A 16898-nucleotide genomic window follows, 5' to 3' on the forward strand; every position below is an offset into this window, starting at 1 on the left:
TACTTTAAAACTAACCTTTACTTTTCGTAATCCATAAAACGCCAAACCTTTGGAATCTATTCTAACAATTAACCACCTAACAAAAAAATTCGGTCACTTAACTGCTGTAAAAGACTTATCCTTTAGTATTCAAAAAGGTAATGTTTATGGCATTTTAGGACCTAATGGTAGTGGAAAATCTACTACTTTGGGTATTATTCTAAATGTGGTAAATAAAACAGCAGGAAACTTCCAATGGTTCAGTGGTAATATAAGTACGCATAATGCTCTAAAAAAGGTGGGAGCTATAATTGAACGCCCTAACTTTTATCCGTACATGACTGCCAATCAAAACCTACGACTAGTATGCAAAATTAAGGGATTGGATTATAGTAAAATTGATGAAAAGCTTGAGATTGTAGGGTTGGTAGAGCGAAAGCATAGTAAGTTTAGAACATATTCTTTAGGAATGAAACAACGCTTAGCCATCGCATCTGCTCTTTTAAACGACCCGGAGATTTTAATTTTAGACGAACCGACCAATGGTTTAGACCCCCAGGGAATTCATCAAATTAGAGAAATTATAAAACAAATAGCAGCCAATGGCACCACCATTTTATTGGCTTCACATTTACTGGATGAAGTAGAGAAAGTATGTTCGCATGTCGTGGTACTTAGTAAAGGTGTTAAACTTTATTCTGGACGAGTTGATGAAATGATATCCAGTCATGGTTTTTTTGAATTGAAATCAACAGACAACACTAAACTCATTACCCTATTAAAATCTCATGAATCCATTAGCAGTTATGGTTCTAAAAATGGATTAATAACTGCCTTTTTAAGTAAACCTGTTAAGTCCGAAGATCTTAACGAATTTGTTTTTAAACATGGTATTACACTTACCCATCTTGTGCAGCGTAAAGAAAGTTTAGAAGAGCAATTTTTAAAGCTAACTGACAAATAATAAATCCATCAAAGCCTAACAAATGTTAAGACTATTAAACCTAGAATTGCAAAAACTATTGCTTAACAGAACAAGTAAGATTCTCATATTAATTTCATTCGTTCTACCGTTTTTTGTAATCCTACTCTCGTCATTAAAAATTAATGTATTTGGTTTTTTCACCTTAGAGTTAGGTGAGCTGGGAATATTTAATTTTCCTGTTATTTGGCATTTAACGACCTTCTTTGCTTCTCAATTTAAGTTTTTCTTTGCAATTGTTGTGGTAAGTATGATTGGCAACGAGTACAGTAACAAAACCATTAAACAAAATCTTATTGACGGACTTAGTAAAAAAGAATTCATTCTCTCGAAATTTTATGCCATTGTTTTCTTTTCCCTAATTTCCACTGTCCTTATTGGTCTTATCTCATTATGCATCGGTTTATATTATTCTAGCTACACAGAGGTTTCAATAATCTTCATGGAGACAGAATTTCTTTTAGCCTATTTTGTAAAACTTCTTGGCTTCTTTAGCTTATGCTTATTTTTTGGTATGCTCATAAAACGTTCTGCATTCGCTTTGGCATTCCTCTTCATTCTTTATATTTTAGAATGGATTATTTTTGGACTTATTACCTGGAAATTTAATTCTAATCTGGCCGAAAAAATTCAAAACCTTTTTCCTTTAAAGTCCATGTACAAACTCATTGATCAACCGTTTCAACGCATATCTATGTCTAAATTTCCAGACAAAGCGAATTTGGCTTACGATTATGGTGTGCACTTTTTTGAAATTGTTATTGTATTGGTTTGGACCTCCATATTTATATTTTTGTCGTACCGTTTATTAAAAAAGCGAGATTTATAATATCTTTGATAGCGTTGCTATTGAAAGATGAAAAAAATACTTTTCTTACTTATTAGTCTAATATGCCTAAGTAGCTATACTCAAAACGAAGCTGCCAATTGGTATTTTGGATTTAAATCGGGAATTCGTTTTGACCTAGCTACTAATAGCGTTTCGGCTTTAAATGATGGAGAATTAAGTACCATTGAAGGGTGCACTTCTATATCAGATAGTTCAGGAAATCTGCTCTTCTACACTGACGGCATTTCTGTTTGGAATAAAGAGCATAAAAAAATGCCTAACGGTACTGGTTTAAATGGCGACCCCTCTAGTACGCAGTCCGCCATTATAGTACCAAAACCAAATGATGATAACATTTATTACATTTTTACTGTAGATGACTATAGTTTTAATCAGCCTCATTTAGGACTTAACTATTCAACAGTGGATTTAAGACTTCTTGGTGGGTTGGGCGATGTAACTACAAAAAACATGAATCTCCTTAGATCGTGTTCCGAGAAAATTACTGCAGTTGTAAAAGACTGTATTACCGGATCTATTTGGGTTTTAGCATTTGCTTCGGAATTTGGAAACGAGCCAGAGTTTAATACGTTTCATGCTTTTGAAGTAAATAGTGCTGGGGTTGAAACTGTTTCTGTAAAATCGACAATGCCAATTACCATTTTGGACCAAAGAGGATATTTAAAACTTTCTCCAGATGGTGAAAAAATTGCCAGTGCCAATGTTACAGATGGTCTGTTTTTGTATGACTTCAATTCTCTAACAGGTGAGGTGAGTAACCCGCTAGCTCTTAGAATTAATGGAGAGAATGGAAAACCCTACGGTGTCGAATTCTCCCCAAACAGCAATATACTCTACGTACATACATCTAATGATTTTTTTGATCGTGAAAATTCTGCAAACGATGCCATTCCAGAAAACCATAGCTCGATGTTGGTACAATTTAATCTTTCTGCGTCTAATATCAATTCTTCAATGATTGTTATTGATAACAGGCAATTATACAGAGGGGCATTACAGTTGGGACCAGATGGTAAAATTTATAGAGCTCTTAGTCAAACCTATGAGGTTGGTATAAATTATCTAGGCGTCATTAATGCACCTAATAATCTTGGACCCAGTTGTAATTATGTTCACAGGGCTATTCCGCTTTCACCGGGTCGTTCGTCTCAAGGCCTACCACCTTTCATAGCTTCTTTTTTTAACACTAAAATCGACATTATCAACAATGGAAGTAGTTCCACTAGCCTACCTCTTTGCGAAGGAGATTCTTATACATTGACCGCAGAAAAATTAATTGGCGCCACGTATCTCTGGACAAGAGACGGTAATGATTTGGGTGAAACAAGTCATAAATTAGAGGTTTCTAAAGGTGGGCATTACGAGGTTTACATAGACCCAAATACGGGAGAATGCGCCATTGAAGGAGAAGCTTTTGTGTCCTTCAATGAAAACCCAACCTTGAATGATACCGCCCTAAGTCAATGTGATGAAGATGGAACGCCAGACGGTATGACGCTTTTTAATTTAACTCAAGCTTATGATAAAATAACCTACACCCCAAAAGACCATACGTTTAAATTTTATTCGGATTTAGATAGGCTAAAAAGAATAGATGCAAACGCTTATTTAAATGCAAGCAGCCCTCAAACAGTTTACGTTGAAGTTACTAATATGTTTGGTTGTACCAGCTACTCCGAGCTCATATTAACCGTGAGTACAACAACCTTGAAGGACACTGAACTAATTGCCTGCGATGATGAAGATATTGAGGATGGTAAAACTGTTTTCAATTTGAATGAGGCTAGAACAACCCTTTTAACAGGATTACCTCCAGACCTAACAGTTTCATTCTTTGAAACTTATAATGATGCCTTGCTCGAGGATAATACTTTGGAAGACATCTACACAAACCAAGAAGCTTATAATCAAACTATATTTGCAAGAGTTGAAAACAATAACGATTGCTATGGCATTAGTCAAGTAAACCTCATTGTAAACCCACTTCCTGAGATAGATAAGGAACAGAAAAGTTTCTATTGTGTGAATAGATCCCCAGAAATGATTACTCTGGATGCTACGATTTCTGGACTATCTTCAACAAACTACAAGTACTTTTGGTCTACTGGTGAGACAACCCCTAGTATCCAAGTTAATTCGCCTGGCACCTATTCTGTTTCGGTAGTAAATACAAAAGGATGCTCTAAAACGAAAACTTTTATTGTAGAACCATCTAATACGGCTGTTATTGAATATATCGACATCGATGACAGTTCTGAGAACAATACCGTTTCGGTATTGGCCTCTGGAGAAGGTAATTATCAATATAAGTTAGTCAATACCAAAACAAATACCATTTACCCATACCAAGACGAGAATGAATTTTTAAACATTTTTCCTGGCATTTATGAGGTTTATGTTAAGGACGTAAAAAACGATTGCGGTATTTCTAATACACTTATTTCTGTAATTGGCTTTCCCAAATTTTTAACGCCCAATAATGACGGATTTCATGATACCTGGCAAGTTTATGGCATATCAGAAATGTTTCAACCCGAAACAAAAATCCAGATCTTTGATAGATATGGCAAGTTAGTTAAAGAGCTTTTTCCGCTGGGTCCTGGATGGGATGGCACCTTTAACGGCTTAAAACTTCCTAGCGACGACTACTGGTTTTCTGTTAAACTACAAGATGGACGGGTCTTTAAGAGCCATTTTGCTTTAATAAATTAGATAAAAAACCTTATAAATTGGATTTTAACCAATATATTTTAAATTCAATCAAAATTAGGCTAATTTGCCATCGACAAGGGCTGTTTTACACCTAGTTATAGCACCAAATAAAAACCCTACAGAACTTGAAATATGTTTACTACATAATATGTATTCTTTTTTGTTGCGGGAATTATCTTTATTCCCAGCAAATATCTATTGACGATACTGTTGATGTACAATCTCTAATTGAAGATAATTTAGTCGATGGTTGTGTAAATATTAGCAATATCACCTCATCAATAAATGGTAACTCTTATGGGTTTCCAAGCTATGGTTTTTTTGAAAAGGCCAGTTCAAACTTCCCCTTCGAAAAAGGTATTGTTATTTCCACTGGAGGAGCTGCTTCTGGAGGTAACCCTCAAAAAACGCCGATTTTAAGTGAAGGGTCGAGTAGTTGGGGTTCTGATCCTGATCTAGAAGCTGCTCTTGGCACGACCGATAACTACGTTAATGCTACTTCTATAGAATTTGACTTCGTATCAATATCTAATCTGTTTCAATTCAACTACCTATTGGCCTCAGAAGAATATTTTGAAATTAACCCATGTCAATTTTCTGATGGCTTTGTGTTCCTTATTAAAAGAGCAGGAACTACGGACCCCTACCAAAATATAGCTTTAATACCTGGGACAAATATCCCAGTAAACACCAACACAATTCATAATGAAATTTTTGGAGTTTGTGAGGCCCAAAATGAAGAATACTTTGAAGGATACGGTTTAGGAGACACGAATTATAATGGAAGAACAACAGTATTAACTGCCTCTGGGAGCATTGAACCCAATGTAACATACCACATAAAGATTATAATTGCCGACCAAAAAGATTCGTTATCGGGAGGTTACGATTCTGCAGTATTTATTGAAGGAGATAGTTTTAGAACGTTAGACCTAGGTAAAGATATTTCTACCTGTGCAGGAAGTGCCCTGTTGAATGCCGATATTGACAATAATTTGGCTTCTTATGCATGGTTCAGAAACAACACTATTATTCCCGGAGCAACAGGCGCATCCTTTAACGCCACTCAAAACGGTGTCTATAAAGTAGAAGTCTCTGTGCCTGTTAATGGTACAAATTGTGTTGAGGAAGACGAGATTAATGTTGAATTAAGTACAGAAGAATCTATGGGCTCTGTTACCGATTTCTTGCTGTGCGATGACCCATCTGGTAATGTTTTTAACTTATCTTCTAAAGATGATGAAATATCAAACGCAGATATCCCATTCACAAACTTTAGCATTAGTTACCATAATTCCATTGAAGATGCTAAAGCCGATTTGGCTCCTATTAGCTCTCCAGTTGAAAACCCAACAAGCCCAAAGGAAATATTTGTAAGGGTACAGGACAATGATAGCGCCTGCTTTGCCTTAACCAGTTTTAATTTAATTGTTAATACACAACCAAATATTACAAATCCTACGCCGCTCAATATATGTGACAGTGACGATACACCAGATGGTATAACCGTTGTAGACCCAACTCAAAGAAATGAGCAGATAACTAATGGAAATCCTGAACTATTCGTAACATATCATCAAAACAGTGTGGACGTTTCTACAGGAGATAATCCTGTTACCGCTTATATTAACACTTCTAGAAATGAACTATTGTATGTTAGGGTTATAAATACCGTGACAGGTTGTGTGGCAACCACAACACTTAATGTTAGTACAGAAATTAGCCCAATAGTTAATAGAGACACCCAGTTTATAAATGCCTGCGATAATGACATGGATGGCAATGCTTTTTTTGATCTAACTGAAGTTATAACCCCAATACTTAATGGACTAACAGGCGTATCAACATCATTTCATATAAGCTATGAGGATGCCCTATCTGATATTAACGCGATAGTAGACCCTTCAAATTATGAATACACCAATGCAGTTACCGAACCTGGATCGGCGACCCTTTTTCTAAGGATAAAAGACGATTTATCGGATTGTAGTTCTATTATTCCTTTCGAAATACATACAAACTTGTTATTAACGGCCACAGACACTGGAGATTTTGCTTTATGTGATGATGATGAAGACAGTACTAATAGTATAGATTTCGACTTGTTTGCTATTGAAAAATCTATAGCCAATGAATTAAGTACTGCTAACGGCCTTCCTAATAATATTGAAGTTACTTTTTACAGGACGGAAGAAAACAGAGATGCTGGGACAAGTCCATTAAATAAAAATTTACCCTTTTCGGCCTTAGACAACCAGGTTGTTTATATTTCCATTGACGATGGTGAATGTACTGACAATACTCAGATTACCCTAATCATAAATCCAATATTGCAATTCCCGGAAGTTACCATACCCTATTGCGATGATAATGATGATGGACTAGCAAGTATTGATTTACAATCTTTAGATTCTCAAATTACCTCTGGAGATCCAAATTTTGAAGTCACTTATTTTGAGAATGCAATAGATGCCGACAATAATGTAAAGCAATTACCGCAATTCTATGCCAACACCTTACCCGAAGAAACTCTTTATGCCAGAATAACAAGTCCCGGAACCCCTTGCTATACTGTTAACCCTTTTAAAATTAAAATATTAACAGCCCCTACAGCATCAATGCCCTCAGATATTGCCATTTGCGATAATTATGACGGTACAGTCGACGGATTTGCAGAAGTTAATTTGAATGCCAAGATTAGTGAAATGGTGACCAGCACCACAGGACTCGATATTGACTTTTTCACATCTTTAGAAGATGCCAATAATAAAACTAATGAAATTCCTGAAACTCAAAGAGCCAATTATAATACCGATACGAAAACAATTTATACGCGTATTGAAGATATAGTAAGTGGAACTGGCTGTTACGCTATTGTGCCTTTTGAAATTTTTATCAATATACAACCCGTTATACCATCTGGAATTAGATATCAAATTTGCAAAAATGACGGAACGGATGTTGCTTATTTTATTTTATCAGAAAAAGATGAAGAGATTTTAGATGGACAATCAGGGAAAGAGGTGCTATATTTTGAGGATTCAGGTTTTACCATACCTATCGACAAATCTGATCTTTATCAAAATAAATTAAGGGAACAAACTATATATATTCGTGTTCAAAATATAACGGATTCCAGCTGTTTTGAAACAGGAACTATAGAACTTCGTGTATCGCCTTCTCCTATTTATAATCCTGTCGTGGATTTTTTAATCTGTGATGACACAAGCAATGATGGCAAGCACGTTTTTGATTTAGAAGAAAAAGCCAATGAATTAAGAGCAGGTCTATCTGGTGATGACTTAAATATTAGTTTTCACAAAACATTTGACGATGCCGATAACAACAGAAACGCTCTTAACAATTCATATACTAATACTGCCAATCCTGAAACTATTTATATAAGAATTGAAAACGACAACTCCCTGTGCCACATTGTCGAGAGTTTAGGAATAAATATTATTTCGGCCCCTGGTATCATCGTTGGCTCTCCTTCTATAACCAGTTGTGCTAAGGACTATAGTGGCATGGCAGAATTCGATCTTACCGTCTATAATCTACTTACAAGCACCCCAGAATTTGAGATTACTGATCGAGTGATAAGTAACTTAGAAATACATTATTTTAATAATGTCTCGGATATTAATTATAATGATGGTTTAGACAATTCCAATGCAATAAGTACTCCTAGTAACTTTCTATCTGAATCAAAAACAATATATATAAAAGTAACCAATACCCTAACACGTTGCTTTTCATTGGCTCCTCTTGAACTAATATCCAACCCGCCTCCTAATTTTAATCCTATTGGAACTATTGAAATCTGTGATAATGAAAGCTCAACTTATAACTTACAACTTGTAAACGACCGCTTGGTAAATGACACCTCATTGGTAAATATATCCTTTCATGATACACCTGAAGATGCAAACAACAACACGCCTTCATTAGATAATATTTTTATCTATACAAATTCAAGTCATTTAATTTATATTAGAATTTCAAATATTAATACAGGCTGCTACATTACAACTAATTTTACCTTACAAATAAATTCAAACCCTATTGCCAATACGCCTCCAAACCTTATTACATGTGATGATGACTTTGATGGTATTTTTAATTTTGATTTAAACAACAATTCCAGCTTTGTTTTAGGAACTCAAAATGCGTCCCAGTTTACAGTTACCTATTATGAAACATTGGATGATGCCGAACAAAGCGTTAATGCCGTAACAAACTATCCAGGACGTAACAACGATGTTATTTATGCTAGAATTGAAAATAATGACACGGGGTGTTATAACACCACCTTATTTAACCTTATAGTACATCCTCTACCTATTATTCCTATTAATGATAATGTCCCTCTTTGTGATGACCAACCAATAAGTATTAACGCCTACACTGGTAATCCTAATGACACCTACCTATGGTCTACTAATGTCAATCCATCTGAAAATAATTCAACATCAAGTGAAATCTATGTCACTCCAAATGAATTAGGAGCTTATTCCGTTACCGTTACCACACCTAACAATTGCTCCTATACTAAGAATTTTACGGTAATAGAATCCGAACAGGCCGAGATCACCTTTACCTCAACGGTCGATTTTGTGGATCCTAACAGCATAACTGTAGATATTAACTTAAGTAGAATTGGAGATTATGTATATATCCTCGATGATGGTGACCCTCAAGTTTCCAACGTCTTCGAAAATGTAAGTTTTGGTAACCATGTCGTTACTGTAAGAGATTTAAATGGCTGCATGGATGTTTCAAAAGACGTTTTCGTTTTTGATATTCCAAAATTTTTAACTCCAAATGCTGATGGTTATTATGACACTTGGCATGTTATAGGTGCTAGTCAACTACCTGGAACTATCGTTTATATTTACGATAGATATGGAAAATTATTAAAAACTCTGCCCTATAATGCTTCAGGATGGAATGGCACCTACAACGGAGAAAATATGCCGTCAGATGACTATTGGTTTATCGCAAATATTGTTCAAAACGGAAATACTTCAGAAATTAAAGGTCATTTCACTTTAAAAAGATAAACAATGCGCTCAATTAAACCTTCAACCCTATAAAAAGTCTAAAACTATTTAGCGACACCATTTTACTATGACATCAAAAAAATAGGCTTCAAGTGACCTACTTCATACAAAACTCTAAACACATTAGATTTCTTCTTATCAATTTATTTCTAATTATTGGGTGTAATGGTTTCGCTCAACTAAGTAAAATCCACTATATACCGCCATTAACAAGTGCAGAATTTGGCAATGCCAATCCTGAAGACCAATATATATACATCTCAACCCCTAGCTTAGGCAATGTAAACTACACGATTAAACCTATTGGACAACCTATTAGTAGTGAAATATCAGGTATAGTTTCAAATACGACTCCGCAAGTTTCAGCAATAGGTTCTGGTACGGGTCAGCTTTTTATGAACTCAAGCGAAACAAGTCGAATTACCAACAATAAAGGCTATGTTATTGAAGCAGAAGCTCCTATTTATGTATCCATAAGAATGAACGCTGGAAATGGTGCCCAAGCAGGTGCTCTAGTAAGCAAAGGGCTTTCCGCGCTAGGTAACACCTTTAGAATAGGCACTTACACTAACGAAAATCCACAAACTAATTATCTCAATTTTGTCTCTGTGATGGCTACAGAAGATGTCACTAAAATTACGTTTCGCGATATCCCTTCAAACGTTGTCATTAAAAACTACTCAGGATCAACACCTATTTCAGTAACTCTTAACAAGGGAGAAAGTTATACCATTGCAACAAATAGCTCTGAAACTCTGGCTAACCGAGATGGTTTAATTGGTGCGCTGGTAGAGTCCGACAAACCCATTGCCGTGAGCTGCGGATCTGCAAATGGTAGTTTTCATAATGGAGAAGGAAGAGACTATGGCATAGACCAAATTGCAGGACTTTCTAAAGTTGGAACTGAGTATATTTTTGTGAAAGGAGGTGGCAACAATAATTGGGAGAATGTACTTATTGTTGCGCACTCTAATAATACAGAAATAAAAATTAATGGGAACCCTGCTGTAGCAACAATAAACGCCGGGCAATACTACCTTATAGAAGGCAATGCTTTTAGTGCCGATGGCAATATGTACGTTGAAACCTCTCTACCTGTTTTTGCATATCAAGGTGTTGGTTCTACTTCTGAAGCTAATCAAGGCATGTTTTTCGTCCCCCCTTTAAGTTGCGAGACTAGGGGTAACATAGATAACATTGCAAACATAGATAATATTGGAGGAACAAATTACAGTGGTGGTGTTTCTATTGTTACAAAAAGTGGAGCACAGGTTACGATTAATAATAAACCGCTATCAGACTTTTCAACACAAGGCCCAAGTCCTGTTATAGGCAATGCTAACTACATAACCTATAAAGTTACGGGCTTAACAGGTAACGTCTCCGTTCAAGGGAATGACGAATTGTATGTAGCCTACTTTAATGTTAATGGCTCTGCAACTTCTGGAAGCTTTTATTCAGGGTTTCCATCGCCACCAGAAATTAATTTCGATGCAGAATTTGCAACCTTAGGCAATTGTATTCCTAACGTTACGTTAGAAGCTGCAAATGCCGAAAATTTTGATAGTTTTGAGTGGTGGTTTGATGATGGCAGCGGCTTTATAGACCTCAACATTAACGCCACTAGTATCACACCAACAACGCCAGGCAGGTATCAACTAAAGGGCATAATTACATGTACCTTAGCAAAACTAGAATCGGCGATTATTCCAGTTAGTATTTGTCCTGACGATATCGATAATGATGGGATTATTGATAATATTGATATTGATAACGATAACGATGGGATCCTGAATTGTACCGAATCTCGAGGTGATGTCGTCTTAGACTTATCTGAATCCAGGCCGCCTATTCTTAGGTTTCAAGATGGGGCGACCAACACAACCTTAGCCTCAAATAATATTTCGATTTCCAATTCTGGAGCAACTCCAAGCACTGTAAATCTTAATTCAACAGGCCGTATCGTTAGTAATATACCTGCAGATATAGATGCTGAAAATGTTTACAGTTTAACATTTAACGAACCCGTTAACACAAAACTAGAAGAGGACACAGGTGCAGTCCAAACTCCCGTAGAGGGACAATATTTTATTGCAAGTATACAACCTGTTAATAAAAACATCACTCTAATAGATCCAGATGATAGACTACTGGTAGACAGCAATTTCGATGGTGTTTTTGAAACGGGAATAAAGCAAATTTCTGGATCGGAAATACACTACAAAATTAATCCATCTCCCCAAGGATCGACCCCATACGTTTTTTTAGCCAACCAAGTAGAGGGCTTCGCCTTTGCTCATCATCTGGAAAATGAATTTTCCGCAAGTTCACATAGTGCTATACTATCGCTAACTTGTTTTAAACAAGATAATGATGGCGATGGCACTAAGGACGAATTAGATTTAGATTCTGATAATGACGGTATCGCAGATTATTATGAAAACCAAGGTATTTTGGTAAGTTTAAGTGGAGAAGATGCAGACAGTGATGGATTAGACGACGTCTATAATAGCCTGTTAACACCTATCGACTCCGATGAAGACGGTGTTCCCGATTTTTATGATTTAGATAGTGATAATGATGGAATTTTCGACATTAGAGAAACCGGTGTTATAGGAACCTATTTTGATGACAATGACCTGAATGGCATTGTTGATGGTTCGGCCTTTGGACTTAATGGCTGGATTGATAGTGCCGAAACAATGCCTGACAACAACCTAAGTATTTACAAGCCAAATGACCTGGATGCCGATGACATTTTCTCTTATAAGGATTTAGATTCCGATGGTGATAATTGCAATGATGTCACTGAAGCTGGACTCTCCGACGGAAATCAAGATGGCCGTTTAGGAGATGCAACTCCTATAGTAAATAAAGATGGTCTCATTACAAACGCCACCGATGGTTATTCTATACCAAACGCAGATTACTTAAATGTAGCGCCCATAATTATCGAAACACAACCTACAGATGCGGCTGTTTGCGAATTAGGGAGTGTCGCAATTTCAGTAAATTCTTCGGTTGCAGAATCCTACCAATGGGAAGTTTCAACGGATGAAGGAATAAACTGGAGTGTGATAAAAGATAACATGGAATACAATGGCGCCCAAACCGACATTTTAAATCTAAATAGCGCCCCGCTGTCTTTTAACGCTTACAAATATAGAGTTAAACTCGATAGAAATGGTAATACCTGCGGAGGATATAGCGATGCTATCACGTTAACCGTAAACGCCTTACCCATTATTAACACCCCAGTAACTCTTGTACAGTGTGATGATGAAGACTCCTCTACCCTAGGTTTTAGTCCCTTTAATCTTTTGGAAGCCGAATCCAAAATATCTTCTAATGCAGCAAACGAAACCTTTACATATTACCAAACCGAGGCAGGTGCTATTTTAGGGGATATATCAAGCTCAGACTATATCGATAATCCTACAGCCTATGTTAATCAAACCGTAAGTAATGATGCTGTTTGGGCTCGAATAGTATCGGCATTTGGATGCACGGTTGTTTCTCAAATTCAACTACAAGTGTCCACAACGGTTATCCCTCCAACCTTCCTTATTGAGTTCAGCCAATGTGATGATTTTTTAGATACTAACGGAAATAATAATGCTAACAATAACGATAGAGATGGTATTACAACTTTTGATTTTAGTAGTGTGACCCAAACCGTTTTAAGCTTTATTCCGCCTGGTCAAAACCCGCTACCCCCACGCTATTATAGGAATGAACTGGATGCTTTAGCCGAAAAGAATGAGATTCAAGATATTTCTAACTATAGAAACATCGGATATCCGGATGCACAATTTATATATGTTCGAGTAGATAGCGATGTTAGTAACGATTGTTTGGGCTTAGGTGCTCATATTCTATTGAATGTGGAAGCACTCCCTGTCGCAAACTCAGTAGACATAGAACGCGCGTGCGATTTAGATAATGACGGTTTATTTGCATTTGATACATCTCAAATACAAAGTACAATTTTAGGAACTCAAAACACTAGTGATGTTACCATCACATTTTTTGATGAGAACGGCATAGCACTTCCCAGTCCACTACCGAATCCCTTTATAACAGCAACGCAGACCATATCGGTTGTGGTAACGAACAATACCACATTGGCTCCAGATGGACCATGTGTTGATGAAAAGAGCATTGCGTTTATTGTAGATGCTCAACCCATAGCAAACCCTTTGCCTAAAAAAATTGTCTGCGATGGCGATCTTGGGGATATCAACGATGATGGCCTATACCCTTTCAATACAAGTAGTTTCGACAACCTTATTTTAGGCACGCAAAGCAATATGGTAATTAGCTATGACTATCGTGATGAAACCGGAACCTTAATCACTAACAGTCCTTCTTTGCCTACCGAGTTACACTCTGGGAGTCAAACTATAGTCGCTACCGTATTCAATCCATATAATCCTAATTGCTTCGATACAACATCAATAGAACTAATAGTAAATCCAGTTCCTGCATTCTCCGTAGAAACCCCATTAATAGTTTGCACCTCAGACCCTACGTTTACGGTCCTTTTAGACCCTCAAGAATCGAATCCTATTGAGTTATTTGAATACGAATGGTTATGGACCAGCTTAGATGGCACCATCTCAAACCAGTTTATTTCTAGCGATTCTGAAATTACGGTTTCTAACCCAGGCACCTATACAATAACACTCTCTAAAACCGATGGCACCAGTTGTTCTAACAGCAAAACCATTTTTGTGGATGCCTCAGAACTAGCTAACATTACTAAGGAAAATGTTACCATTAAAGATATCTCAGAAAACAATACTGTAACCATTGATACTACCAACTTGGGAAGAGGTGAATACGAGTTTGCTATAAAAGGTGAAAGCTCCAATTTTATTAACTATCAAAAGGAACCTTTTTTTGAAAATATATATCCAGGATTTTATACCATATATGTACAAGATAAAATTTGTGGCGTAGCAACCCTTGATATTTCTGTTGTTGGTCATGCCAAATTTTTTACGCCAAATGGAGATGGCGTTAACGATTTTTGGCAAATAAAAGGTTTAAGCGCAACCGTTCAAGGCAATAGCACGATTTTGATATTTGATAGGTATGGTAAATTAATTAAGCAAATTAGTGCCTCAACAAAGGGATGGGATGGCACGTTCAATGGAACGCCTTTACCTAACGACGATTACTGGTTTAAAGTCGTTCTTGACGATGGTCGTGTATTTTCGGGTCATTTCACCTTAAAACGTTAACGTTTCTTTCTATAAAATCAAATCTTATTTTCCTTAGTTTTGCTAAATGAAATTCAAAATTGATTCAGAATTTAGCCCAACAGGCGACCAACCACAGGCCATAAAACAACTTGCCGAAGGGATTGTAGATAACGAAAAATATCAAACACTACTCGGTGTTACCGGTTCTGGAAAGACCTTTACAGTCGCCAATGTTATTGAACAGGTTCAACGCCCTACCCTTGTTTTGGCACATAACAAAACACTCGCAGCTCAACTGTATTCCGAATTCAAACAGTTTTTTCCTGATAATGCCGTAGAATATTTCGTTTCGTACTATGATTACTATCAACCCGAAGCTTACATTCCTGTATCTGGAGTTTATATAGAAAAGGATTTATCGATTAATGAAGAAATTGAAAAAATGCGACTTAGTACCACCTCTTCCTTACTTTCAGGAAGGCGGGATGTTCTGGTTGTTGCTTCTGTATCTTGCTTATATGGTATAGGAAACCCTATTGAGTTTCAGAAAAATGTGATTTCTCTTGAACGTGATCAAGAAATCTCTAGAACTCAATTATTACATCAGTTAGTTCAAAGCTTATATTCCAGAACCGAGGGGGAATTCAATCATGGTAACTTTAGAATTAAAGGAGATACTCTAGATATCTTTCCGAGTTATGCTGATGATGCTTTTAGGATTCATTTTTTTGGAGATGAAATTGAAGATATTGAGTCTTTTAATATTCAAACAAATCAGATTGTTGAAAAATATGACCGACTCAACATCTACCCTGCCAACATGTTTGTAACCTCTCCTGAGGTACTCCAAAATGCCATAAAAGATATTCAAGATGATCTTGTAGCACAACATGACTATTTTAAAGATATTGGAAAACATCTTGAAGCCAAACGGCTCAAGGAAAGAACAGAGTTTGACCTAGAAATGATTCGTGAGTTAGGCTACTGTTCGGGTATTGAAAATTACTCTAGATATTTAGACGGCAGGCAACCAGGAACGAGACCCTTTTGCTTATTGGATTATTTCCCAGATGATTATTTGATGGTGGTCGATGAGAGTCATGTTACCATTTCCCAAGTACATGCCATGTATGGCGGGGACAGAAGTAGAAAAGAAAATTTGGTAGAATATGGGTTTAGACTGCCAGCGGCCATGGACAATCGACCTCTAAAGTTTGAAGAATTTGAAGCCTTGCAAAACCAAGTTATTTATGTGAGTGCTACACCCGCAGATTACGAATTGGAAAAAACGGATGGCATCTATGTTGAACAAATTATTAGACCTACTGGTCTTTTGGATCCTATTATTGAAGTACGACCGAGTTTAAACCAAATTGACGATCTTATCGAAGAAATCCAGTTAAGAGTTGAAAAAGATGAACGAACTTTAGTAACAACACTAACTAAGCGCATGGCTGAAGAATTAACCAAATACCTGGATCGAATTCAGATTAGATGCCGATATATTCATAGTGACGTAGATACGCTCGAGCGAGTTGAAATTATGCAAGATCTTCGAAAAGGCTTATTTGATGTACTTGTGGGAGTAAACCTTCTCAGAGAGGGTCTGGATTTACCTGAAGTCTCGTTGGTGGCAATTCTTGATGCGGATAAAGAAGGCTTTTTACGCTCCACAAGATCTTTAACTCAAACGGTGGGTCGCGCGGCAAGAAACCTTAATGGAAAAGCCATTATGTATGCCGATAAGATTACAAATAGCATGCAAAAAACTATTGACGAAACTAATTACAGGCGTGAAAAACAAATTAAATACAACACCGATAATAACCTAGTCCCTAAACCGCTTAATAAAAGCTTAGACAACGCTTTATCTAAAAACTCGGTAAGTACCTATAGCTATGAATTAGAAGCTGCTAAAGCTGCCGAACCAGAGAGTGCTTATTTGACCAAGCCTGAACTTGAAAAAAAGATTAAGGAAAAGCGGAAACTTATGGAAGAAGCTGCTAAAGCCCTAGAATTTATTGCTGCCGCTAAGTTAAGAGATGAAATTAAAGCCTATCAAAATAAACTAGAAAAGCTAAAAGTATAAACCTTTAGCTTTTCCG

Annotated in this window: 6 protein-coding genes; all 6 read left to right on the plus strand. The window is 36.6% G+C overall.

Annotation, left to right across the window (positions count from 1 at the left end; all coding sequences use genetic code 11):
* Positions 1–49 precede the first annotated feature (49 nt).
* Entirely contained in the window at positions 50–943 is an 894-nt protein-coding gene (locus tag E5D58_RS00235; protein ID WP_136479825.1) for an ABC transporter ATP-binding protein, read from the plus strand.
* A 22-nt stretch (positions 944–965) separates the two neighbouring features.
* Positions 966–1790 (plus strand): ABC transporter permease, encoded by an 825-nt coding sequence (locus E5D58_RS00240; RefSeq protein WP_136479826.1) that lies wholly within the window; start codon positions 966–968, stop codon positions 1788–1790.
* 27 nt (positions 1791–1817) lie between these two features.
* Complete coding sequence (locus tag E5D58_RS00245) at positions 1818–4523, plus strand: T9SS type B sorting domain-containing protein (RefSeq protein ID WP_136479827.1); 2706 nt, start codon at positions 1818–1820, stop codon at positions 4521–4523.
* Between the two features lie 125 nt (positions 4524–4648).
* On the plus strand, positions 4649–9586 hold the full coding sequence (locus tag E5D58_RS00250) for a T9SS type B sorting domain-containing protein (RefSeq protein WP_136479828.1): 4938 nt from the start codon (positions 4649–4651) through the stop codon (positions 9584–9586).
* A gap of 92 nt (positions 9587–9678) precedes the next feature.
* Positions 9679–14832, plus strand: coding sequence for a T9SS type B sorting domain-containing protein (locus E5D58_RS00255; RefSeq protein WP_136479829.1), 5154 nt, complete (start codon positions 9679–9681; stop codon positions 14830–14832).
* A 46-nt stretch (positions 14833–14878) separates the two neighbouring features.
* A complete protein-coding gene (gene uvrB, locus E5D58_RS00260) occupies positions 14879–16882 on the plus strand; it encodes an excinuclease ABC subunit UvrB (RefSeq protein WP_136479830.1) in 2004 nt (667 codons plus the stop codon).
* Positions 16883–16898 lie beyond the last annotated feature (16 nt).

The organism is Cognatitamlana onchidii, from assembly GCF_004804355.1.
Classification (GTDB): Bacteria; Bacteroidota; Bacteroidia; order Flavobacteriales; family Flavobacteriaceae; genus Cognatitamlana; species Cognatitamlana onchidii.

Excerpts from the sequence above, each read along its gene's own strand:
- E5D58_RS00240 (WP_136479826.1), top strand. The coding sequence starts at position 966 with ATGTTAAGACTATTAAACCTAGAATTGCAAAAACTATTGCTTAACAGA.
- E5D58_RS00245 (WP_136479827.1), top strand. The coding sequence starts at position 1,818 with ATGAAAAAAATACTTTTCTTACTTATTAGTCTAATATGCCTAAGTAGC.
- uvrB (WP_136479830.1), top strand. The coding sequence starts at position 14,879 with ATGAAATTCAAAATTGATTCAGAATTTAGCCCAACAGGCGACCAACCA.